This is a genomic window from Pseudomonas sp. BIGb0278 (assembly GCF_024809895.1).
In the GTDB taxonomy this organism is placed as follows: Bacteria; Pseudomonadota; Gammaproteobacteria; order Pseudomonadales; family Pseudomonadaceae; genus Aquipseudomonas; species Aquipseudomonas shirazensis.
Genome location: NZ_JANUEL010000004.1, coordinates 204889 through 227214 on the forward strand (window position 1 = coordinate 204889; position 22326 = coordinate 227214).

At 62.8% G+C, this 22326-nt stretch carries 18 protein-coding genes; 10 read left to right on the forward strand and 8 right to left on the reverse strand.

Features of this window, described 5'->3' with window-relative positions:
• Nucleotides 1–93: 93 nt before the first annotated feature.
• From M2396_RS16345 to pcaC, 7 genes are all read left to right on the forward strand, one after another.
• Nucleotides 94–954 (forward strand): CoA transferase subunit A, encoded by an 861-nt coding sequence (locus tag M2396_RS16345; RefSeq protein WP_259075991.1) that lies wholly within the window; start codon nucleotides 94–96, stop codon nucleotides 952–954.
• Nucleotides 951–1730: a CoA-transferase subunit beta gene (locus tag M2396_RS16350; RefSeq protein ID WP_259075993.1), complete on the forward strand. Its 780-nt coding sequence runs from the start codon at nucleotides 951–953 to the stop codon at nucleotides 1728–1730. Before M2396_RS16345 ends, M2396_RS16350 begins: the two co-directional genes overlap by 4 nt.
• Nucleotides 1727–2932 carry a 3-oxoadipyl-CoA thiolase gene (gene pcaF, locus M2396_RS16355; protein ID WP_181107725.1) on the forward strand — a complete coding sequence of 402 codons (1206 nt, stop codon included), beginning with the start codon at nucleotides 1727–1729 and terminating at the stop codon, nucleotides 2930–2932. Before M2396_RS16350 ends, pcaF begins: the two co-directional genes overlap by 4 nt.
• A gap of 196 nt (nucleotides 2933–3128) precedes the next feature.
• Nucleotides 3129–4418, forward strand: a complete 1290-nt coding sequence (locus tag M2396_RS16360; protein WP_101321939.1) for an MFS family transporter — start codon at nucleotides 3129–3131, stop codon at nucleotides 4416–4418.
• 9 nt (nucleotides 4419–4427) lie between these two features.
• On the forward strand, nucleotides 4428–5792 hold the full coding sequence (locus M2396_RS16365) for a 3-carboxy-cis,cis-muconate cycloisomerase (RefSeq protein ID WP_181107724.1): 1365 nt from the start codon (nucleotides 4428–4430) through the stop codon (nucleotides 5790–5792).
• Nucleotides 5793–5802: 10 nt separating this feature from the next.
• Entirely contained in the window at nucleotides 5803–6594 is a 792-nt protein-coding gene (pcaD, locus tag M2396_RS16370; protein ID WP_259075995.1) for a 3-oxoadipate enol-lactonase, read from the forward strand.
• Nucleotides 6595–6604: 10 nt separating this feature from the next.
• Entirely contained in the window at nucleotides 6605–6997 is a 393-nt protein-coding gene (pcaC, locus tag M2396_RS16375) for a 4-carboxymuconolactone decarboxylase (RefSeq protein WP_101321936.1), read from the forward strand.
• 51 nt (nucleotides 6998–7048) lie between these two features.
• Here pcaC and M2396_RS16380 read toward each other — a convergent pair whose 3' ends face one another.
• The 6 genes from M2396_RS16380 to M2396_RS16405 form a co-directional block, all read right to left on the reverse strand.
• Nucleotides 7049–7573, reverse strand: coding sequence for a DUF962 domain-containing protein (locus M2396_RS16380; protein ID WP_259075998.1), 525 nt, complete (start codon nucleotides 7571–7573; stop codon nucleotides 7049–7051).
• A gap of 102 nt (nucleotides 7574–7675) precedes the next feature.
• Nucleotides 7676–8635 (reverse strand): LysR family transcriptional regulator, encoded by a 960-nt coding sequence (locus M2396_RS16385; RefSeq protein WP_101321934.1) that lies wholly within the window; start codon nucleotides 8633–8635, stop codon nucleotides 7676–7678.
• A 154-nt stretch (nucleotides 8636–8789) separates the two neighbouring features.
• On the reverse strand, nucleotides 8790–10043 hold the full coding sequence (locus tag M2396_RS16390; protein WP_101321933.1) for an OprD family porin: 1254 nt from the start codon (nucleotides 10041–10043) through the stop codon (nucleotides 8790–8792).
• 233 nt (nucleotides 10044–10276) lie between these two features.
• The gene (locus M2396_RS16395; protein WP_101321932.1) at nucleotides 10277–11731 is read right to left on the reverse strand and encodes an AdeC/AdeK/OprM family multidrug efflux complex outer membrane factor; all 1455 of its coding nucleotides are present in this window, start codon (nucleotides 11729–11731) and stop codon (nucleotides 10277–10279) included.
• Complete coding sequence (gene ttgB, locus M2396_RS16400; protein ID WP_259076004.1) at nucleotides 11728–14880, reverse strand: multidrug efflux RND transporter permease subunit TtgB; 3153 nt, start codon at nucleotides 14878–14880, stop codon at nucleotides 11728–11730. The genes M2396_RS16395 and ttgB overlap by 4 nt, the downstream gene beginning before the upstream one ends.
• Nucleotides 14881–14883: 3 nt before the next feature.
• A complete protein-coding gene (locus M2396_RS16405; RefSeq protein ID WP_101321930.1) occupies nucleotides 14884–16038 on the reverse strand; it encodes an efflux RND transporter periplasmic adaptor subunit in 1155 nt (384 codons plus the stop codon).
• Between the two features lie 256 nt (nucleotides 16039–16294).
• Here M2396_RS16405 and M2396_RS16410 point away from each other — a divergent pair, with 256 nt between their 5' ends.
• Nucleotides 16295–16927, forward strand: a complete 633-nt coding sequence (locus M2396_RS16410; RefSeq protein WP_101321929.1) for a TetR family transcriptional regulator — start codon at nucleotides 16295–16297, stop codon at nucleotides 16925–16927.
• A 70-nt stretch (nucleotides 16928–16997) separates the two neighbouring features.
• Here M2396_RS16410 and M2396_RS16415 read toward each other — a convergent pair whose 3' ends face one another.
• Complete coding sequence (locus M2396_RS16415; protein ID WP_259076008.1) at nucleotides 16998–18449, reverse strand: MDR family MFS transporter; 1452 nt, start codon at nucleotides 18447–18449, stop codon at nucleotides 16998–17000.
• 368 nt (nucleotides 18450–18817) lie between these two features.
• Here M2396_RS16415 and M2396_RS16420 point away from each other — a divergent pair, with 368 nt between their 5' ends.
• A complete protein-coding gene (locus tag M2396_RS16420; RefSeq protein ID WP_101321928.1) occupies nucleotides 18818–19687 on the forward strand; it encodes an oxaloacetate decarboxylase in 870 nt (289 codons plus the stop codon).
• Nucleotides 19688–19693: 6 nt separating this feature from the next.
• On the opposite strand, the gene M2396_RS16425 is transcribed toward M2396_RS16420, so the two are convergent.
• Nucleotides 19694–20566, reverse strand: a complete 873-nt coding sequence (locus tag M2396_RS16425) for a LysR substrate-binding domain-containing protein (protein ID WP_259076010.1) — start codon at nucleotides 20564–20566, stop codon at nucleotides 19694–19696.
• A gap of 114 nt (nucleotides 20567–20680) precedes the next feature.
• Here M2396_RS16425 and M2396_RS16430 point away from each other — a divergent pair, with 114 nt between their 5' ends.
• Nucleotides 20681–22318 (forward strand): 5-guanidino-2-oxopentanoate decarboxylase, encoded by a 1638-nt coding sequence (locus M2396_RS16430; protein WP_259076012.1) that lies wholly within the window; start codon nucleotides 20681–20683, stop codon nucleotides 22316–22318.
• Nucleotides 22319–22326 lie beyond the last annotated feature (8 nt).

A 22326-nucleotide genomic window follows, 5' to 3' on the forward strand; every position in this document is an offset into this window, starting at 1 on the left:
CGATAATCGAACGAGTAATCGATTATCGGATTGTGCGACGTGTCCTGCTTGCTTAATCTGAGCTCAACGCAGCATCCTGACCAGGAGTCTCCAATGGCAGCAATCCTCTCGCTTCACGAGGCCGTGAAGCAGTTCATCCAGGACGGCGACACCGTCGCTCTCGAAGGCTTCACCCACCTGATCCCGACCGCCGCGGGCCACGAGATCATTCGCCAGGGCAAACATGACCTGACCCTGGTGCGGATGACCCCGGACCTGATCTACGATCAGTTGATCGGCGCCGGTTGCGCCAGCAAGCTGATCTTCTCCTGGGGCGGTAACCCAGGTGTCGGTTCGCTGCACCGCCTGCGTGACGCCGTGGAAAAACAATGGCCGCACGCGATCGAGATCGAAGAGCACAGCCACGCCGACCTGGCCAACGCCTACGTCGCCGGCGCTTCGGGCCTGCCCTTTGCTGTACTGCGTGCTTATGCCGGTTCCGACCTGCCCAAGGTCAACCCGCTGATCCAGAGCGTTACCTGCCCGTTCACCGGCGAAGTCCTGGCAGCGGTGCCTTCGGTGCGCCCTGACGTCACCGTGATTCACGCGCAGAAGGCCGACCGCAAGGGCAACGTCCTGCTGTGGGGTATCCTCGGCGTACAGAAAGAAGCAGCCCTCGCCGCCAAGCGTTGCATCGTCACCGTCGAAGAAATCGTCGACGACCTGCAGGCGCCGATGAACGCCTGCGTGCTGCCGACCTGGGCGCTGTCTGCCGTGTGCCTGGTGCCAGGTGGCGCGCATCCGTCCTACGCCCACGGTTACTACGAGCGCGACAACCGCTTCTACCAGGCCTGGGACCCGATCGCCCGTGACCGCGCGACATTTACCGCCTGGATCGACCAATACATCCGCGGCACCGCCGACTTCAGCGAATTCAAGGCCAAGCTGGCCAGCACCACGGAGGCCGCACAATGAGCTACTCCACTTCCGAAATGATGACCGTCGCCGCCGCCCGCCGGCTGCGCAATGGCGCGGTGTGCTTCGTCGGTATCGGCCTGCCGTCCAAGGCCGCCAACCTGGCGCGCCTGACCTCGTCGCCTGACGTGGTGCTGATCTACGAATCTGGCCCGATTGGCGCCAAGCCAACCGTACTGCCGCTGTCGATTGGTGATGGCGAGCTGGCCGAAACGGCCGACACCGTGGTGCCGACTGGCGAGATCTTCCGCTACTGGCTGCAGGGCGGGCGCATTGACGTGGGCTTCCTTGGCGCTGCTCAGGTCGACCGCTTCGGCAACATCAACACCACCGTCGTCGGTGACTACCACGCCCCGCGCACGCGCTTGCCAGGTGCCGGCGGCGCACCGGAAATCGCCGGTTCCGCCAAACAGGTGCTGATCATCCTCAAGCAGTCGCCGCGTGCATTCGTCGACAAGCTCGACTTCATCACCTCGGTCGGCCACGGTGAAGGCGGCGACTCGCGCAAGCGTCTCGGCCTGCCCGGTGACGGCCCGGTCGGGATCATCACCGACCTGTGCATCATGGAGCCGGAAGCTGGCAGTAACGAATTCGTGGTCACCTCGATTCACCCAGGTGTGACCCGCGAGCAGATCATCGCCGCCACCGGCTGGGCCATTCGTTTTGCCGACGACGCGCAGACTACTGCTGCGCCGACCGAGCTGGAACTGACCGCGCTGCGTGATCTGGAAGAGCGCACCGCTGCCGCCCACGGCCAGAAGCCAGGAGAAGCGTGATGCGTGAAGTATTCATCTGCGACGCCATCCGCACCCCCATCGGCCGCTTCGGCGGCGCCCTGGCCAGCGTGCGTGCCGACGACCTCGCGGCAGTGCCGCTCAAGGCGCTGATCGAGCGCAACCCGTCGGTGCAATGGGATCAGGTCGACGAGGTGTTCTTCGGCTGCGCCAACCAGGCCGGTGAAGACAACCGTAACGTTGCGCGCATGGCGCTGCTGCTGGCCGGTTTGCCGGCGAGCATTCCCGGGGTAACCCTGAACCGCCTGTGCGCGTCGGGCATGGACGCCATCGGCACTGCCTTCCGCGCCATCGCCAGCGGCGAAATGGAGCTGGCGATTGCCGGCGGCGTCGAGTCGATGTCGCGTGCGCCGTTCGTCATGGGCAAGGCCGAGAGCGGTTACTCGCGCAACATGAAGCTGGAAGACACCACCATCGGCTGGCGCTTCGTCAATCCACTGATGAAGAGCCAGTACGGCGTCGATTCGATGCCCGAGACAGCCGACAACGTTGCCGACGATTATCAGGTATCGCGTGCCGATCAGGACGCCTTCGCCGTGCGCAGCCAGCAGAAGGCCGGTGCCGCACAGGCAGCGGGTTTCTTCGCTGAAGAGATCGTGCCGGTGCGCATCGCCCACAAGAAGGGCGAGACCGTGGTCGAGCAGGATGAACACCTGCGCCCCGACACCACCCTTGAAGCGCTGACCCGGCTGAAACCGGTCAACGGCCCGGACAAGACCGTCACCGCCGGCAACGCCTCGGGCGTCAACGACGGTGCTGCGGCGCTGATTCTGGCCTCGGCCGAAGCGGTTAAGAAGCACGGCCTGACCCCACGCGCGCGCGTGCTCGGCATGGCCAGCGCTGGCGTTGCCCCGCGGGTAATGGGCATCGGCCCGGTGCCTGCGGTACGCAAGCTGACCGAGCGCCTGGGCATCGCCGTGGCAGATTTTGATGTCATCGAGCTCAATGAAGCCTTTGCCAGCCAGGGCCTGGCGGTCCTGCGTGAGCTGGGTGTGGCGGATGACGCGCCGCAGGTCAACCCGAACGGTGGTGCTATCGCCCTTGGACACCCACTGGGCATGAGCGGCGCACGCCTGGTGCTGACAGCGCTGCATCAGCTGGAAAAAACCGGCGGGCGCAAAGGCCTGGCGACCATGTGTGTAGGCGTCGGCCAAGGCCTGGCGTTGGCTATCGAGCGGGTCTGAGCAAGCGCAACATGCAGCCTGGCCGTTTTGTGCCAGCGTGCCAGCAGTGCTCAGGTCCACGCAACCTGAGCACTGCTGGTCTGGGTTCGCAACGCGGCCAGACTGCCTTTCAACCCCGACCAAAGCCGGGCTGGCGGAACATGAGTGTTACTGAGTATGTCTAGATTTAACGGTAACCCTCAGGAGTAATCCCACCATGACCTCAATTCATTACACCGGTGAAGAGCGCAGCAAGCGCATTTTCGCCATTGTCGGTGCATCATCAGGCAACCTGGTGGAGTGGTTCGACTTCTACGTCTACGCCTTCTGCGCAATCTATTTTGCGCCAGCCTTCTTCCCCTCCGATGACCCCACGGTGCAGCTGCTGAACACGGCCGGGGTATTCGCTGCGGGCTTCTTGATGCGGCCAATCGGTGGCTGGATCTTCGGTCGGCTGGCCGACCGCAAAGGCCGCAAGCATTCATTGATGATCTCTGTGCTGATGATGTGCTTCGGCTCGTTGATCATTGCCTGCCTGCCTACCTACGCCAGTATCGGCGCCTGGGCGCCGGCGCTGCTGTTGCTGGCGCGCTTGATCCAGGGCCTGTCGGTAGGCGGTGAATACGGCACTACGGCTACCTACATGAGCGAAGTGGCATTGCGCGGCCAGCGCGGCTTCTTTGCCTCGTTCCAGTACGTGACCCTGATCGGCGGCCAGTTGCTGGCAGTGCTGGTGGTGGTAATCCTGCAGCAGTTGCTCAGCGAAGATGAGCTGCGTGCCTGGGGCTGGCGCATCCCGTTTGTGGTCGGTGCCGTTGCGGCTTTGATCTCGCTCATGCTGCGCCGCTCGCTGCACGAGACCAGCACTGCCGAGGCGCGTCAGGACAAGGATGCAGGTAGCGTCAAAGGCCTGTTCCGCAACCACGCTGCGGCGTTCATCACCGTGCTCGGTTATACCGCCGGTGGCTCGCTGATCTTCTACACCTTCACCACTTACATGCAAAAGTACCTGGTCAACACCGCCGGGATGAACGCCAAGAGCGCAAGCTTCGTCATGACCGGGGCGCTGTTCCTGTTCATGATCCTGCAGCCGGTGTTCGGCATGCTCTCCGACCGGATCGGCCGGCGCAACTCGATGCTGCTGTTCGGCGCCCTGGGCACCGTGTTCACCGTGCCGCTGCTGATGGCGCTGAAAACCGTCACCAGCCCGTTCATGGCCTTCGTGCTGATTACCCTGGCGTTGTGTATCGTCAGCTTCTACACCTCCATCAGTGGCCTGGTGAAGGCCGAGATGTTCCCGCCGCAGGTACGCGCCCTTGGCGTCGGCCTGGCGTATGCGGTGGCCAACGCGCTGTTTGGCGGCTCGGCCGAGTACGTTGCCCTGGGCTTGAAGACTCTGGGCATGGAAAACACCTTCTACTGGTACGTCACGGCAATGATGGCGATTGCCTTCCTGTTCAGCCTGCGCCTGCCCAAGCAAGCGGCGTACCTGCACCACGATGACTAAGGATCGATAATGACCCACCGAGCGGACAACCAGCTGTTCGACGCCTACTTCACCGCGCCGGCCATGCGCGAGATCTTCTCTGACCGTGGCCGTCTGCAGGGCATGCTCGACTTCGAAGCAGCCCTGGCGCGCGCCGAGGCCAGCGCCGGGCTGGTGCCGCACACGGCGGTGCCGGCGATCGAGGCGGCGTGCAAGGCGGAACGCTACGATGCCCATGCGCTGGCCGATGCCATCGCCACTGCGGGCAATTCGGCGATTCCGCTGGTCAAGGCATTGGGCAAGGTGGTCGCCAGCGGCGTACCCGAGGCCGAGCGTTATGTGCACCTTGGCGCCACCAGCCAGGACGCCATGGACACCGGTCTGGTCCTGCAACTGCGCGATGCATTGACGTTGATCGAGGCCGATCTGGCCCGCCTGGCCGACAGCCTAGCTCGCCAGGCGCTGCAGCATGCCGACACGCCGCTGGTTGGCCGAACCTGGCTGCAGCACGCCACGCCGGTCACTCTGGGCATGAAGCTGGCCGGGGTGCTCGGCGCACTGACCCGCCATCGGCAACGGCTCAAGGAGCTGCGTCCGCGCTTGCTGTGCCTGCAGTTCGGCGGCGCCTCGGGCAGCCTTGCGGCATTGGGCAGCAAAGCGCTGCCGGTGGCCGAAGCGCTGGCCGAGCAGCTCAAGCTGACCCTGCCTGAGCAGCCGTGGCATACCCAGCGTGATCGGCTGGTCGAGTTCGCCTCGGTGCTAGGCCTGGTGGCTGGCAGCCTGGGCAAGTTTGGCCGTGATATCAGCCTGCTGATGCAGACCGAGGCCGGCGAGGTGTTCGAACCCTCGGCGCCTGGCAAAGGCGGCTCGTCGACCATGCCGCACAAGCGCAATCCGGTCGGCGCCGCGGTGCTGATCGGCGCGGCCACACGCGTGCCGGGCCTGCTCAGCACGCTGTTTGCTGCCATGCCGCAAGAGCACGAGCGCAGCCTCGGCTTGTGGCACGCCGAATGGGAGACCTTGCCGGATATCTGCTGCCTGGTGTCTGGCGCCCTGCGCCAGGCCCAAGTGATTGCCGACGGCATGCAGGTCGATGCCGAGCGCATGCGCCGCAACCTCGACCTGACCCAAGGCCTGGTGCTGGCCGAGGCGGTGAGTATTGTGTTGGCGCAGCGCCTGGGCCGTGACCGCGCGCATCATCTGCTCGAACAGTGCTGCCAGCGTGCGGTTGCCGAACAGCGCCACTTGCGCGCCGTGCTCGGCGACGAAGCGCAGATCAGCGCCGAGTTGTCCGGCGAAGAGCTCGACCGCCTGCTCGACCCCGCTCATTACCTTGGTCAGGCCCGCGTCTGGGTGGCGCGTGCCGTGGCTGAACACCAACAATTCATTGCCTGAGGAGACCGCTGTGGCGCATTTGCAATTGGCTGATGGCGTACTGAACTACCAACTCGATGGCCCCGAAGGCGCTCCGGTGCTGGTGCTGTCCAATTCGCTGGGCACCGACCTGGGCATGTGGGACACGCAGATCCCGGCCTGGAGCGAGCATTTCCGGGTGCTGCGCTATGACACTCGCGGCCACGGTGGCTCGCTGGTGACAGACGGCCCGTACCGCATCGAGCAACTGGGCGCCGATGTACTGGCGCTGCTGGATGCACTGGACGTCCGCCAGGCGCACTTTGTCGGCCTGTCGATGGGCGGGCTGATCGGCCAGTGGCTGGGGATCAATGCCGGCGAGCGTCTGCTCAGCCTGACCCTGTGCAACACTGCGGCCAAGATCGGCAGCGATGAAGTGTGGAATCCCCGTATCGAAATGGTCCTCAAGCAGGGCCGTCAGGCCATGCTCGACCTGCGTGATGCGTCGATCGCCCGCTGGTTCACTGCAGATTTCGCCCAGACCCAGCCAGCGCAGGCGCAGCGCATCACCGAGATGCTCGCGCAGACCTCGCCGCAAGGCTACGCCGCCAACTGCGCCGCTGTGCGCGATGCCGATTACCGCGAGCAACTGACGGCGGTGAAGGTGCCGACCCTGATCATTGCCGGCACTGCCGATGTGGTCACCACGCCTGAGCACGGCCGCTTCATGCAGAACGCCATCGCCGGCGCGGAGTACGTCGAATTCCCCGCGGCACACCTTTCCAACGTCGAAATTGGCGCGCCGTTCACGGCCCGTGTACTCGACTTTCTGCTGGCCCGCTGAGGAGCGCACCATGGACGAAAAACAACGTTACGACGCTGGCATGCAGGTGCGGCGCGCCGTCCTCGGCGATGCCCATGTGGACCGCAGCCTGGAGAAACTCAACGACTTCAACGGCGAGTTCCAGGAGATGATCACCCGCCACGCCTGGGGTGATATCTGGACCCGTCCTGGTTTGCCACGGCACACCCGCAGCCTGATCACCATCGCCATGCTGATCGGCATGAACCGCACCGACGAGCTCAAGCTGCACCTGCGTGCCGCTGCGAGCAACGGTGTGACCCGTGAAGAAATCAAGGAAGTGCTGATGCAGAGCGCGATCTATTGCGGGATTCCGGCGGCCAATGCCACTTTCCACCTGGCCGAGTCGGTGTGGGATGAGCTGGGCGTCGAGTCGCGTCAGTAAACGCCTGACCTGAACTGGCTTGCCTCACCCTGAGGCAAGCTGCACCGGCTGTTACGCCGCCGCCTTTTTCTGGCGGATTGCGACTGGCCCGGCATTCGCCTCCACGGCCTGTTTCAATTGCGGGCACAGCCCGAGCATGAACGCCGCTTCCGCTACCACGAACAATGGCCCGATGATCAAGCCGCTGAGGTCATCGACAAACGCCGGCTTGCGCCCCTCGTAGTAATGCCCGACGAACTGGATGATCCAGCCCAGCACGAACGTGCCCAGCCCGGCGCTCAGCCACACGCCGGTGCTCTGCACCGCCAGCGCCTGACCGAGCCAAAGGCACAAGCCCAGCAGCAGCCCCATCGCCAGGCCGAAGCGCAGGTCCAGACGCAGGTAGAACCACACCGACGCCGCCGCTGCCAGCAAAGCCGGTGACAGCCACACGCCCGCCAGCTCCCAACCGGGCCGCGACAGCAGCACGGTCACCGCCAGCACGATCAGCGGGATACCGACGAAATGGGTAGCGATGTTGCGCGGGTCGCGATGGTAGTTGGCGTACTGGCTGAGGTGTTCGACGAGGCTTTTCATTGTTATCGCTCCGTGGCGGCGCCTTGCTGATGGTCAATCAGTGTCTGCCAGCATAGCCCCTGAAGCTGAACGCCGGAACCGAGTATGGGTGATGCGCTGCTATCAGTGCGGCGAATGAGTGGCGCGCAGACCGACGTCAGGTGCCCGCTGGGCAGGCAGCTCTGGTTGATCCAGACTGATCAGCATATCGATCATCGCCCTGGCTGCAGCTGACAGCCGGTAGCCACTGCGGCTGACGATACCGCAACGCACGCTGAGCACCTCCAGACCCGGTGGCAGGTTGCGCCAGTGCAGCCGCACCAGGCGCCCCGCACTGAGGTCTTCAGCCACTGCCTCCTCGCTGGCCGCGCCAATCGTGTCGCTGCCCAGCACTACGCTGCGCAGCACCGGTAGATGCTCTGTCTGCAAATGCGCGCTGAAGTCACTGCGCCCGCTGAGGTTGGCCAGACGCTTGCGCACACCGGGAGCGAGCAGGGCGCTGGCCAGCGGGTAGGCGAACAGGTCGTTGGTAGACAAGCTGTCCTTGCTCAGCAAGGGGTGGCCGGCACGGCAGAAGAACAGCCCCGGGCGTGGTTTGAGAGGTTCGGTATGAAAGTACGGATCGGCCTCGAATGGGCGTACATCATCGATAAAAAACTCGATCTGCTCGCGGCGCAAGGCCTGCCCCAGGCGCTCGCCGTTGTCGACCTGCAGCGCGGTGCGAATACCGGGATGCAACTTGATGAACTGCTGCAAGGCGTCGGGCACCAGTTGCACAGCCAGTGCCGAGCCACAGCCAAACTGCAGCTCACCCGCGTCGAGCTTGGTCATCTGTGAGACATCGATGCTTAGTTGGGCAGCGCCCTGGACCAGCCGGCGGGCATGTTGCAGTACCACCAGGCCTTGCGGGGTTGGCTGCAGCGCCTTGCTGGCGCGGTCAACCAATGGGCAACCGAGGGTTTGCTCAAGGCCTTGAATGGCCCGGCTGAATGCAGGTTGGGTAATGCCCATGGCTTCGGCGGCACGGACGAAACTGCGGTATTCGTTGAGGGCAATGAAGTAGCGCAGTTGGCGAAGATCCATGTCGAGCTCTGCGGCGGGCGGGATGGATCTTTTTAGCTTTTGTTACATATTCCGTCAATGATGGTCGGCGCTGATATATAGATCTTTGCGTTCTATAGATAAGCGCTACGGCCTCTGCGCGATGCTGTTGATCACGCAGAGGCCGCGTGCGGCTTTACAGCAGGTTCAGCGGATAGCTGACGATCACCCGGTTCTCGTCAAAGGTATTGGTGCTGTAGTCGCGGCGCATGGTCGAGTTGCGCCACTTCATGGTCAGGTCCTTGAAGGTTCCCGATTGGACTACATAGGCCAGTTCGCTCTCACGGGCCCATTCCTTGCCGTCATCGACGGTTGCGGTGTGCACGTTGTCACCCTTGATATAGCGGTTCATCAAGGTCAGGCCAGGCACGCCGACGCTGGTGAAGTTGAAGTCGTGACGCACCTGCCAGGAGCGCTCCTTGGCCTGGTCAAAGCTTGAGTTGTAGCTGTCGTTGGCGAGGGTGCCGCCGCTGGTGCCGTTGACCCGCATCCAGCCATCATCGCCGCTGACCTTCTGCAGGCCGACGTAGAAGGTGTTGCCTTTGTAACGCGCCGAGAGCATGGCCGAGGCGGTGCGGTTGTCCAGTTCGCCGGCACGTTCGGCGCCATCTTCCTTGCCGATGAAGTAACCCAGATTGGCACCGAGGGTCCATTCGCCGATGGGCTGGCTGTGGCTCAGGTTCAGGTATTGCTGGCGGTAGATGTCCTTGAGCTGGGCATCCCACAGACCGATCATCGTGCGTTTGTCGTTGAAGGTGTACTCACCGCCAGCGAAGTTGAAGCGGTCGGAGACAAACGCCCCGCGGCCGTTCAGCGACATGTCTTCCATGCTGGCGTCGTTACGCGGGCTGTTGCCGCGGAACTGGCCGCCGTACAGGGTCAGGCCGTCGATTTCCTTGGAGGTGATCTGGCCACCGCGGAAGGTTTGCGGCAGTGAGCGGCCATCGTCCGAACGCAGGATCGGCAGTACCGGCATCCACTCGCCGACTTTCAGCTCGGTTTGCGACAGACGCGCCTTGAAGGCAACTCCGAGGCGGCCGAAGTCATCTGCTGGACGGCCGTCGTCGTGGATCGGCAGAAGGGCAGTGTTGCCGGTGCCCTTGCCGCCGTCGAGTTTGACCGAATACAGACCGAGGACGTCGACGCCGAAGCCGATCGTGCCTTGGGTGAAGCCGGAGCGCGCATCGAGGATGAAGCTCTGCGTCCACTCCTCGGCCTTGCCTTGCGGGTTGGCAGGGTCGACGAAATTGCGGTTGATGTAGAAGTTGCGCAGGTTGAGGCTGGCCTTGGCGTCTTCCAGAAAACCGCTTTCGGCGGCGAAGGCGGGCAGGGCGCAGGTCATGGCCAACAGGCCGGGCAGCAGCTGGCGTGCGGAGTGCGAAGTGCTCATCTGTTGGAGATCTCTTGTTTTTATGGTTGAGCCGGTGCTTGGAAACATCGTGTCCGGGTACGGGGAAGATGTTGCGGCGCATGTCAGGGCCGGGGCAATTCGTCGCAGGCGGTATTGGGCGGTTATCGAACGGAATGTTCCAGCTAGTTAATTTTCGCATAATGCCGAAGTGAGTTGGCAGCGGCCACAAAAAAGCCCACCGCGAGGGTGGGCTTGTTGCAGTGCCTTGGCGATCAGCCTTTAGGCGATTGCAGCGACGCCTGCTGGTTGGCCTCGCCGGTGCGCTCGTACCAGCCGCCTCCCAGTGCCTTGTACAGGTTGACCTCACTGGTCAGCTGCGACAGCCGATCGCTGATCAACGCCTGCTGGGCGCTGAACAGGTTGCGTTGGGCATCGAGGAAGGTCAGGTTGCTGTCGATCCCGATGCGGTAGCGGCGTTCGGCCAGGCGGTAGTAATCCTGGTTGGCTGCAACCAGATCGCGCTGCGCCTGCAACTGCTCTTCAAACGTCTTGCGTGCGGCCAGGCCATCGGAGACTTCCTGGAAGGCGGTCTGGATGGTCTTTTCGTAACGCGCGATGTTGATGTCCTTCTGGATTTTCGAGTAATCCAGGCTGGCGCGCAGGCTGCCGGCGTTGAAGATCGGCAGGTTGATCTGCGGCTGGAACAGCCAGGTACCCGAACCACCGCTGAACAGCCCGCTCATGTCCGGGCTGAGGGTGCCGGCATTGGCGGTCAGGCTGATGCTCGGGAAGAACGCTGCACGGGCGGCGCCGATATTGGCGTTGGCCGCCTTGAGCAGATGCTCGGCTTCCTGGATGTCCGGCCGGCGCTGCAGCAAGTCGGACGGCAGGCCCGCTGGCACTTCGGCCAACTGGTCGGCGTCGAGCTTGAGCGGTGTCGGCAGGTTGGCCGGGATGCCGGTACCGAGCAGCACGGTCAGGCTGTTGAGGTCCTGCGCGACCAGGCGTTGGTACTGCGCAAGCTTGACCCGGGCGCCTTCTACAGCAGTGCGCGCCTGGCTCAGATCGAGCGCCGAAGCCACGCCAACCTCATTACTGCGACGGGTCAGGTTGAAGCTCTGGTCGTAGGTCTTGAGGGTTTCTTCGGTCAGCTTCAGCAGCGCCTGATCGGCCTGCCAGGTGTAATAGGCATTGGCCACGCTGGCGACCAGCGCGATTTGCGTCGAGCGCCGCGCCTGCTCGCTGGAGAGGTAAGTCTCCAAGGCCTGCTCGCTGAGACTGCGCACGCGGCCAAACAAGTCCAGCTCGTAGGCGCTGACGCCGACGGTGGCCGAGTACTGGCTGGTAATGCCGGCCTGGCCGGTTTGCGACATGTCGGCAGGGACGCGCTGACGGCTGCCGCTGCCGGTTGCCGAAACTGCCGGGAACAGGTCAGCACGCTGGATGCGGTACTGGGCGCGGTAGGCGTCGATATTCAACGCCGCCACACGCAGGTCACGGTTGTTCACCAGCGACGTCTGGATCAGCTGTTGCAGCGCCGGATCGGTGTAGAACTGGCGCCAGCCTTGCTCGGCTGCTGCCACTTCTGCCGACTCGGTCGGCGAGTAGGCAGGGCCTTGCGGCCACTGCGCTGCCACCGGAGCATCCGGGGTTTCATAATCAGGAATCAGCGAGCAGCCGCTGAGAATCAGCGCGGTGACCGCCAGGGACAGCAAAGACTTGGTCATTGCCCAGCCTCGATACGTGGAGTTTCAGGGGTGGCATCGGCTTCCGGCTTTTTGCTGCCGAACAGCGACGACACTGCGACGAAGAACAACGGTACCCAGAAGATGGCCAGCACGGTCGCACTGATCATGCCGCCGATCACACCGGTACCAATGGCGTGCTGGCTACCCGAGCCTGCGCCGCTGGCGATGGTCAACGGTACCACGCCGAGGATGAACGCCAGCGAGGTCATGATGATCGGGCGCAGACGCATGCGGCACGCTTCGATGGTCGCGTCGTACAGGCTTTTGCCTTGTTCATGTAGCTCTTTGGCGAATTCGACGATGAGGATCGCGTTCTTCGCCGCCAGGCCAATGGTGGTCAACAGGCCAACCAGGAAGTACACATCGTTGGACAACCCGCGCAGGCTGGTGGCAACCAGTGCACCGATGATACCCAGCGGTACTACCAGCACGACCGCGATTGGGATCGACCAGCTTTCGTACAACGCTGCCAGGCAGAGGAACACGAACAGCAGCGACAGGGCGAACAAGGCTGGCATCTGCGAACCGGAGAGTTTCTCCTCGTAGGACATGCCCGTCCACGAGTAGCCAATGCCGGTAGGCAGTTCGCCGGCAATCCGCTCGACCTCAGCCATGGCTTCACCGGTACTGTAGCCAGGTGCCGGTGCACCCAGAACTTCGACCGCTTCCACGCCGTTGTAACGCGACAGTTTTGGCGAGCCGAATGACCATTCGCCGGAGGCGAAGGAGGAGAACGGTACCATCTCACCCTGGCTGTTGCGCACGTACCACTTCTTCAGGTCCTCAGGGTTCATCCGCGCACTCGCGTCGCCCTGGATATAGACCTTCTTGACCCGACCGCGGTCGATGAAGTCGTTGACGTAGCTGCCGCCCAGAGCGATCGACAAGGTGCTGTTGATATCAGAGATGGTCACGCCCAACGCGCTGGCGCGCTCGTCATCGATAATCAGCTGATACTGCGGCTCATCGTTCAGGCCGTTAGGGCGTACCTGGGTGAGGATCTTGCTCTGCGACGCCTTGGCCAGGAACTGGTTGCGCGCTTCCATGAGTTTTTCGTGGCCAAGACCGGCACGGTCCTGCAGGAACACGTCAAAGCCGGTGGCGTTACCCAGCTCCAGTACCGCAGGCGGGGCAAAGGCAAACACCATCGCATCACGGAAGGTGAAGAAGTGCTGCTGAGCCCGGCCAGCGAGGCCGAACACGCTGTTTTCAGCCGTACGCTCACCCCATGGTTTGAGCATGATGAAGGCCATACCCGAGCTCTGCCCACGGCCGGCGAAGTTGAAGCCGGTAACGGTGAACACCGACGACACGGTGTCGGCCTCGTCCTTGAGCAGGTACTCACGCATCTGGTCGACAACGGCCTGGGTGCGCTCGGCACTGGAACCCGCCGGGGTTTGTACCTGGGCAAACAATACGCCCTGGTCTTCTTCAGGCAGGAACGCCGTCGGGATGCGCATGAACAGGTAGATCATGCCGACGATGATCAGGGCGTAAGCGAGCAGGAATGGCGCCTTGTTGCGCAGAATGGTGGCGACGCTACGCTCGTAGCCCTGCACACTGCGGTCGAAGTTGCGGTTGAACCAGCCGAAGAAGCCACGCTTGGCGACATGGTGTTCGCCCTTTTTCACCGGCTTGAGCATGGTGGCGCACAGGGCCGGGGTGAAGATCAACGCGACCAGTACCGACAGGCCCATGGCCGAGACGATGGTGATCGAGAACTGCCGGTAGATCACACCGGTCGAACCGCCGAAGAAGGCCATTGGCAGCAGTACCGCCGACAGCACCAGGGCAATACCGACCAGCGCGCCCTGAATCTGCTCCATCGAGCGTTTGGTCGCCTCTTTAGGCGGTAGTCCCTCTTCGGACATCACCCGCTCGACGTTCTCCACCACAACGATGGCGTCGTCCACCAGCAAGCCGATGGCCAGAACCATGGCGAACATGGTCAGGGTGTTGATGCTGAAGCCGGCTGCGGCAAGGATGCCGAAGGTGCCGAGCAATACCACCGGCACCGTCATGGTGGTGATCACTGTGGCGCGGAAGTTCTGCAGGAACAGGTACATCACCAGGAACACCAGCACCACCGCTTCGATCAGGGTGTGGATAACCCCGCTGATCGACTCTGTCACCACCGGCGTGGTGTCATACGGGAACACCGCTTTCATCCCAGGCGGGAAGAACGGCTCGAGGTCGCTGATGGTCTTGCGCAGCGCCTTGGCGGTATCCAGGGCGTTGGCGCCGGTAGCCAGTTTGACCGCTAGGCCCGAAGCCGGCTTGCCGTTGAACTGGGCGCTTACCGAATAGTTCTCGCCGCCCAGACCGACCTTGGCTACATCGCCCAGGCGCACCTGGGAGCCGTCCTTGTTGACCTTGAGCAGGATCTTCTCGAACTGCTCGGCAGTCTGCAGGCGGGTCTTGCCGATGATGGTGGCGTTGAGCTGGGTGCCCGGCAGTGCTGGCAGGCCGCCCAGCTGACCGCTGGAAACCTGCACGTTCTGCGCGGTGACTGCGGTGCGCACATCGACCGGGGTCAGCTGGAATTTGTTCAGCTTGGCCGGATCGAGCCAGATACGCATGGCGTACTGGGCGCCGAACACCTGGAAGTCACCCACACCCGCGGTGCGCGAAACCGGATCCTGCATGTTCGAGACGATGTAGTTGGCCAAGTCATCCTTGGTCATGCTGCCGTCCTCGGACACCAAGCCGATCACCATCAGGAAGTTCTTCACTGCCTTGGTCACGCGGATACCCTGTTGCTGCACTTCTTGCGGCAGCAGTGGGGTGGCCAGGTTGAGCTTGTTCTGCACTTGCACCTGCGCAGTATCAGCGTTGGTGCCCTGCTCGAAGGTGGCGGTAATGGTCATGCTGCCGTCGGAGTTGCTCTCCGACTGCACATAGCGCAGGTTGTCGATACCGTTGAGCTGCTGCTCGATCACCTGGACCACGGTGTCCTGCACGGTTTGCGCCGAGGCACCCGGGTAGCTCACGGCAATCGCGATGGCAGGCGGGGCAATGCTTGGGTACTGGTTGATCGGCAGCTTGAGGATCGACAAGGCGCCGACCAGCATGATCACCAGGGCAATCACCCATGCGAAGATCGGGCGATCGATAAAGAACTTCGACATGGTTTACTCCGCTTTGGCGTCAGCTTTCGCCGCGTTGGCCTGGTTGGGGTTAGCCGCAGACTTGACGTTGGTCGCTTCGCTGACCTTGACCTCGACGCCAGGGCGCACGTACTGCAGGCCCTCGGTGATCAGACGGTCGCCCGGGTTGAGGCCTTCCTCGATCAGCCAGTCGCTGCCCAGAGTCCGGCTGGCCTTGAGCTCGCGCAGTTCGACCTTGTTGTCCTTGTTCACGACCAGTGCCGTAGGCGTGCCTTTGAGGTCGCGGGTGACGCCTTGCTGCGGCGCCAGGATGGCATTGGCATTGACCCCGGACTGCAGGCGAGCGTGGACGAACATGCCCGGCAGCAGGGTGTGGTCGGGGTTGGGGAACACGGCACGCAGCACCACGGAACCGGTGGTTTCATCGACCGACACCTCGGAGAACTCCAGGCGGCCTTTTTGCGCGAAGGTGCTGCCATCTTCCAGAATCAGCTCGACCTGAGCGGAATTCTCACCGGATTTCTGCAGTTGCCCACTGGCCAGCTCGCGGCGCAGCTTGAGCAGCTCGGCGGTGGACTGGGTGACGTCGACATAGACCGGATCAAGCTGTTGAATAGTGGCCATGGCGTCGGTCTGGCCGTTGCTCACCAATGCACCTTCGGTGAACGCCGAGCGACCGATACGGCCGCTGATCGGCGCCAGCACCTTGGTGTAGCGCAGGTCGATCTGGGCACTCTTGAGCGTTGCTTCAGCCTGCAATCGTTTGGCATTGGCATCGTCGTATTCCTGCTTGGATACGGCCTGCTCATCGATCAGCTGCTTGTAGCGATCGGCCAGCGAGCGGGTCGCTTGCACGTTGGCCTGGGCGTTGGCCAGGGTCGCTTCGTAAACAGAAGGGTCGATCTGATAGAGCTGCTGGCCTTCCTTGACGTCACTGCCTTCTTTGAACAGGCGCTTGAGGATGATGCCATTGACCTGCGGGCGCACTTCGGCAACGCGGAATGCAGTGGTGCGGCCCGGCAGTTCCGAGGTCAGGGTGAAGGCTTGCGGTTGCAGGGTTACAACGCCGACCTGAGGAGCCTGCGGTGCAGGCGCGGCTTCTTCTTTCTTGCAGCCACTGAGCAGGGTTGCCAGGGCGACGGCGGAAACCAGGGCTGTGACAGCTGGCTTGAATTGCATGAGGATCCTCGGGTCGCTAGAGCTGGGAGATGCTCAAGAGTAATGGAAGAGTCTTGTCAGAATAAATCATTCGGCTGGATAAGTAGCTTACTAACGAATATACTTACATTCATGGTTGTTTGTAAATAGTCATTTGTAGCGGTCTGTTGCCACAGCACAGACCAGAATCGTGTTGAGAAACGCCCATCCAGAGGTGTTCCACGCTGGCCACCCTGGCACAGATCATGCGCTGGGGTTTTGATGAGGTTGAGCTGCCATGGTCCGTCGAACCAAAGAGGAAGCCCAGGAAACCCGCGCCCAGATTGTTGCGGCTGCGGAGCGGGCTTTCTACAAGCGCGGGGTTGCGCGCACTACCCTGGCTGATATTGCGCAGCAGGCGGGGGTCACCCGTGGCGCTATCTATTGGCACTTCAGCAACAAGGCCGAGCTGGTCCAGGCGCTGCTCGACAGTGTCCACGAGAGCCACGACCATCTGGCTCGCGCCAGCGAGAGCGAGGATGAGCTCGATCCGCTCGGCTGCATGCGCACACTGCTGTTGCAGGTGCTCAACGACCTGGTGCTGGACGCGCGGACCCGGCGTATCAATGAGATCCTGCATCACAAGTGCGAGTTCACCGATGAGATGTGTGAAATCCGCCAGCAGCGCCAAGGGGCCATTGCCGATTGCCACCAAAGTATCGTGCTGGCGCTGGGCAATGCAGTACGGCGCGAACAGTTGCCTGCCGACCTATTGGTCGACCATGCTGCGGTAGCGATTTTTGCCTACATCGACGGTCTGATCGGCCGCTGGTTGTTGCTGCCAGACAGCTTCGATCTGCTGGGCAATGCCGAACGCTGGGTCGACACGGGCCTGGACATGCTGCGCCTGAGCCCGGCCTTGCGCAAATGAGACTTTGTGAAGGATTGTGCGCGAGCTTGTGAGGCACGGATTAACCGGCGATTAACAGCCGGGCGCGGGTTCAATGCCCGCGCAGTTGTCGGTCGGGCAATGCCACTGCAGCAATCAAACCCAGCAGCGCAACGGCGGCACTGCCCGTCAGCAGATAGCTGAAGGTCTGCAGCAGCTGTGACTGGTGCAGCGGGTCGGCCGTTCCCGTCTGCACATTCGCCAGCAATGGATTGCCGAGCAACTCAATCCCACCCATATGCAGCAATGCCAGCAGCACGCTGGACATGCACGCCACACCCACCGCGCCGCCCAACGAGCGGAACAGGTTGGTAGTGCTGGTCACCACGCCGATATCCTGCGCTTGCACTGCACTCTGGCTGGCCACCAGCGATGTCGGAAACTGCAGGCCGCCAGCAACCCCGACCAGGATCATCGCCAGCGCACTGAGCAGCGCTGAGTCAGGTGGAGTCAGCGCCATTACCAGGATTGCCATTGGCATCAACACGGCGCCGGCGAGGATCTGCGGCTTGTAGCGACCAGTACGGCTGGTCAGCCGACCGCCGCAAAATGCCCCCAGCGGCAGGCCGATAGCCAGCGGCAAGAGGTGTAGCGCAGCGCTGTCGGCGCTGGCGCCAGTAATGCTCTGAAAGCGCAGCGGCATCAGCATGGTCAGCGAGATCGACTGGAAGCTGGCAAAGAAGATCACCCCCCAACTGGCCAGCGCGACGCGGTTTCCGAACAGTTTGAGCGGCAGCAGCGGCTCGGCGCAGCGGCGTTCCTGAACAATCAACAGCAGCAGACCCAGGCTGGCGCAGCCGAACAAAGCCACTACCGGCGTCGACAGCCAGGCGTGCCCTTGGCCGATCAGGGTGATGCCCAACAGCAGGCTGCCCAGGCCGACGATCAGCAGCAGTGCCCCCAGATAATCCACCTTCGCCGCGCGATGGCGGCTCGGCATGCCGTTCAGCGCTCGACCGATGACCCACAGCGCCAGCAGCCCCAGCGGCAGATTGATCCAGAACACCCAGTGCCACGACAAGTAAGCGGTCAAGCCGCCGCCCAGGACCGGCCCGGCCACGCTGGCCAGGGCGTACATGCTGCTGAAATAACCTTGATACTTGCCGCGATCGCGCGGTGCCACGTAATCACCAATGATCGCCTGGCTTACCGAGACCATGCCGCCGGCGCCGATGCCCTGCAGCACCCTGGCCAGGATCAACTGCTCGATGTTCTGCGCGAGTGCACAGAACACCGAGGCCAGAGTAAACAGCGCGGTGCCGGTGAGGATCATTCTGCGGCGCCCGTACAGGTCACCCAGCTTGCCGTAGATCGGCACCGCAACGGTCATCGCTACCATATACCCGGCAATCACCCAGGCCAGCAGCTCGACGTCATTGAACTGCGCCGAGATCGCCGGCAGCGACACGGCAACGATGGTCTGGTCGAGGGCACCAAGAAAGATCGCCAGCATCAGGGCGGTCAGCACGCGGCGCAGGGCAGCAGGAGGGAGTGCGGCAGTCACGGTCATACCTTGTATGAAAATGTCCAGGTCAGGGCCATCAGGCGCAAGCCAAGTGTAACCTGACTTAGGTAGCTTCCTATCCAGTATGTGCATCACCTATGCACGATCGGCATACGCGCTTTCGACCGAACCGAAGTGGCTGCGTGATATCGTGGCGGAGCCGCAGTGGCTGAATACGGGGCTTTGCACCAGCATGGTGCAGCAAATAGTCGCAGTATTCCGCGCCGCTGTAGCCCACGCCTTTTATTCCTCTGCCTGCATGTCGAGCATGACCGCCCAGATGGCGACGGTTGGAACGGGTCAGGTAGACCCCACATTCAAGGGTCGGTTTTCAGCCAGTTCAATTACAACTTTATTGCGGAGTGATCATGCCCAGGGCTTCCCACCAGGATTTACGTTTTGCCTTCCGCGAGCTGCTCGCTTCCGGTTCGTGCTTCCACACAGCTTCCGTGTTTGACCCCATGTCGGCGCGCATCGCGGCAGACCTGGGCTTTGAGGTGGGTATTCTCGGTGGTTCGGTCGCCTCCCTGCAGGTACTGGCTGCGCCTGACTTTGCCTTGATCACCCTGAGCGAGTTCGTCGAGCAAGCCACCCGCATCGGCCGCGTTGCGCAACTGCCGGTCATGGCCGACGCCGACCATGGTTATGGCAATGCCCTCAACGTCATGCGCACCGTGATCGAACTCGAGCGCGCGGGCGTGGCGGCACTGACCATTGAAGACACGCTGCTGCCAGCTCAATTCGGGCGCAAGTCCACCGACCTGATCTCGGTCGACGAAGGCGTCGGCAAGATCCGCGCGGCCCTCGAAGCCCGGGTCGATTCGTCGCTGTCGATCATCGCGCGGACCAACGCCGGCGTACTCAGCACCGAAGAGATCATCGTCCGTACCCAGAGCTACCAGAAGGCCGGTGCCGACGCGATCTGCATGGTCGGGGTCAAGGACTTCGACCACCTCGAGCAGATCTCCGAGCACCTCAGCGTGCCGTTGATGCTGGTGACTTACGGCAACCCGAATCTGGGCGATGACGAGCGTCTGGCGCGCTTGGGCGTGCGCATCGTGGTCGATGGCCATGCCGCCTACTTTGCTGCGATCAAGGCCACCTACGATTGCCTGCGCCTGCAGCGTGGCCAGCAGAACAAGTCGGAAAACCTCAGCGCTACCGAGCTCTCGCACACCTATACCCAGCCTGAGGACTATATCCGCTGGGCCAAGGAATACATGAGCGTCGAGGAGTAACCGCGGCTATTGCCTGGCGCGTGTTTGCAGCCACTCCAGCAACTCGATCAGTCCCGCAGGCATTGGCCTGTCCGGGCTGGTCAGATAATAGCTGCTGCCGGTGCTCACCTTCAGGGCAAACGGCATGCACAAGCGCCCTTCGCGCAGATCATCGGCAATCAATGCCCAGTCGCCAATCGCCACCCCGGTACCTTGCGCAGCCATCGCCACGGCCATGTCCAGCGTCTCGAAATGCTGGCGTCGGCCATGCACCTCAGTCGAGCCTGCCGTTGCTAGCCACAGGCGCCAGTCGTGCTCGTCGCGGGACGGGTGCAGCAGCATGTGTGCAGGCAGGTCGGCAAGTTGCTGCAGGGGCAAATTACCGTTCAACAGCGAAGGCGCGCAGACCGGCGTAAGTTGCTCATCAAACAGCTTTCGCGTGTGCGGGCCAGGCTCGGGTGCAGGCCCGTAGAGCACCGCAGCATCGAACTGTTCATGCTGAAAGTCGACCCCGTGCTGGACCGAACTGGTGACTTCGACCGGGATGTCCGGGCGCAGCGCCTGCCACTCGATCAAGCGCGGCAACAGCCAGCGCATTACACAGGTCGGCGCCTTGATCTGCAGCACTGCACTGCGCACGGCGACTTCGCGCACCCCCTGTTCGAGCAGCGCGAACATCTGCTGTACCCGCGGCAACCAGTCCTGGCCCTCGCGGGTCAGGCGCAGGCCGCGTGCCTGACGAACGAACAAGGCGTAGCCCAAATTCGCCTCGAGCCCGGCGATCTGCCGACTCACCGCACCTTGACTGATATTCAACTGCTGGCCGGCGTGGGTGAAGTTGCAGTGCTGCGCGGTGATCAGAAAAGTCTGCAGGGCTGACAGGGGAGGGAGTCGATTCATCGTGTGCAGCCATGTTCTGAGGTCATGGCTAGTATGTGTTTTTTTGCATTGTGACGATAGCGGCCCCGCGGGTTCAATACGCTCATTATTTGAACAACAAGCGGGTATCGGACGATGGCAACCTGTGGCGAAGTACTGGTCAAACTCCTCGAAGGCTATGGCGTCGACCATGTCTTCGGCATCCCCGGCGTACATACCGTCGAGCTTTACCGCGGCCTGGCGGGCTCCACGATTCGCCACATCACCCCGCGCCATGAGCAAGGCGCCGGGTTCATGGCCGACGGTTATGCACGCACGCGCGGCGTGCCTGGCGTGTGCTTTATCATCACTGGCCCAGGCATGACCAACATCACCACCGCCATGGGCCAGGCATATGCCGACTCGATTCCAATGCTGGTAATCTCCAGTGTGCAGTCGCGCAATGCCCTGGGTGGCGGGCGCGGCAAGCTGCACGAGTTGCCCGATCAGCGCGGGCTGGTCGCTGGAGTCAGCGCATTTTCGCAAACCCTGATGAGCGCCGATGACTTGCCGCAGGTGCTGGCGCGTGCGTTCGCCGTGTTCGATGGCGCCCGGCCACGGCCTGTGCATATCGAGATCCCGCTGGATGTGCTGGTCGAGCCGGCCGATCATTTGTTGCCAGGCCGACCGATCCGGGTCAGCCGCGCAGCAGCGGCGCCGACCACCGTTGCGCAGATGGCAACACGCCTGGCCCAGGCGCAACGGCCATTGATCCTTGCCGGCGGCGGTGCGCTCGCGGCCGGCGCGGCATTGGCCGCATTGGCGGAACATCTGCAGGCGCCGGTAGCTTTGACCATCAATGCCAAAGGTCTAGTGCCGGCAGATCATCCCTTGCAGATTGGTTCGACCCATTCGCTGCCCGTTACCCGTGAACTGATCGGCGAAGCCGATGTTGTGCTGGCGATTGGCACTGAGCTGGCAGAAACCGACTACGACGTGACCTTCCAGGGTGGTTTCAAGATTCCCGGCAGCCTGCTGCGGATCGACATCGATCCGGACCAGACTGTACGCAACTATTTGCCGGAGCTTGCCCTGGTGGCCGATGCCGAGCAGGCCGCGCAGGCCTTGCTGGCTGCAGTGCGGCTGCAGCCAGCAGCGCAGCGTCAGGCCAGTTGGGGCACCGCTCGGGCCGCGCGACTGCGCCAGGCCCTGGCGGCCAGCTGGGACCAGCCCAGCCTGAGCCAGACCCGCTTGCTCAAGACATTGCTGCAGACGCTGCCAGAGGTGGTGCTGGTCGGTGACTCAACCCAGCCGGTTTACACCGGTAATCTGACTCTCGACATGCCTGCGCCGCGCCGCTGGTTCAATGCCTCGACCGGCTACGGCACGCTTGGCTATGCGTTGCCAGCAGCGATGGGGGCCTGGCTGGGCAGCTCGGCGGTGATCAAACAACGCGCGCCAGTGGTCTGCCTGATTGGCGATGGTGGCCTGCAGTTCACCCTGCCGGAACTGGCCAGCGCGGTGGAGGCGCAGGTGCCGCTGATTGTTCTGCTGTGGAATAACCACGGCTATGAAGAGATCAAGAAGTACATGCTCAACCGCGATATCAAGCCGGTCGGGGTGGATATCCATACCCCAGACTTCATCGCCGTGGCGCAGGGCCTGGGCGCGGCCGCCGAGCAGGTCAACGACCTCGCGCAGTTGCAGACGGCGTTGGCCCGCGCCGTCGAGCGCAACAAGCCCACGCTGCTGCAGGTCGATCAGGCGCAATGGCAACAGGCCGTGCACGATTGATTCGGGCA

What these genes read in the sequence shown, in the direction of transcription:
- M2396_RS16345 (WP_259075991.1), top strand. Translation starts at nt 94, where the DNA reads ATGGCAGCAATCCTCTCGCTTCACGAGGCCGTGAAGCAGTTCATCCAG.
- M2396_RS16350 (WP_259075993.1), top strand. Translation starts at nt 951, where the DNA reads ATGAGCTACTCCACTTCCGAAATGATGACCGTCGCCGCCGCCCGCCGG.
- M2396_RS16360 (WP_101321939.1), top strand. Translation starts at nt 3,129, where the DNA reads ATGACCTCAATTCATTACACCGGTGAAGAGCGCAGCAAGCGCATTTTC.
- M2396_RS16365 (WP_181107724.1), top strand. Translation starts at nt 4,428, where the DNA reads ATGACCCACCGAGCGGACAACCAGCTGTTCGACGCCTACTTCACCGCG.
- pcaC (WP_101321936.1), top strand. Translation starts at nt 6,605, where the DNA reads ATGGACGAAAAACAACGTTACGACGCTGGCATGCAGGTGCGGCGCGCC.
- M2396_RS16380 (WP_259075998.1), bottom strand. Translation starts at nt 7,573, where the DNA reads ATGAAAAGCCTCGTCGAACACCTCAGCCAGTACGCCAACTACCATCGC.
- M2396_RS16385 (WP_101321934.1), bottom strand. Translation starts at nt 8,635, where the DNA reads ATGGATCTTCGCCAACTGCGCTACTTCATTGCCCTCAACGAATACCGC.
- M2396_RS16390 (WP_101321933.1), bottom strand. Translation starts at nt 10,043, where the DNA reads ATGAGCACTTCGCACTCCGCACGCCAGCTGCTGCCCGGCCTGTTGGCC.
- M2396_RS16395 (WP_101321932.1), bottom strand. Translation starts at nt 11,731, where the DNA reads ATGACCAAGTCTTTGCTGTCCCTGGCGGTCACCGCGCTGATTCTCAGC.
- ttgB (WP_259076004.1), bottom strand. Translation starts at nt 14,880, where the DNA reads ATGTCGAAGTTCTTTATCGATCGCCCGATCTTCGCATGGGTGATTGCC.
- M2396_RS16405 (WP_101321930.1), bottom strand. Translation starts at nt 16,038, where the DNA reads ATGCAATTCAAGCCAGCTGTCACAGCCCTGGTTTCCGCCGTCGCCCTG.
- M2396_RS16410 (WP_101321929.1), top strand. Translation starts at nt 16,295, where the DNA reads ATGGTCCGTCGAACCAAAGAGGAAGCCCAGGAAACCCGCGCCCAGATT.
- M2396_RS16420 (WP_101321928.1), top strand. Translation starts at nt 18,818, where the DNA reads ATGCCCAGGGCTTCCCACCAGGATTTACGTTTTGCCTTCCGCGAGCTG.
- M2396_RS16425 (WP_259076010.1), bottom strand. Translation starts at nt 20,566, where the DNA reads ATGAATCGACTCCCTCCCCTGTCAGCCCTGCAGACTTTTCTGATCACC.
- M2396_RS16430 (WP_259076012.1), top strand. Translation starts at nt 20,681, where the DNA reads ATGGCAACCTGTGGCGAAGTACTGGTCAAACTCCTCGAAGGCTATGGC.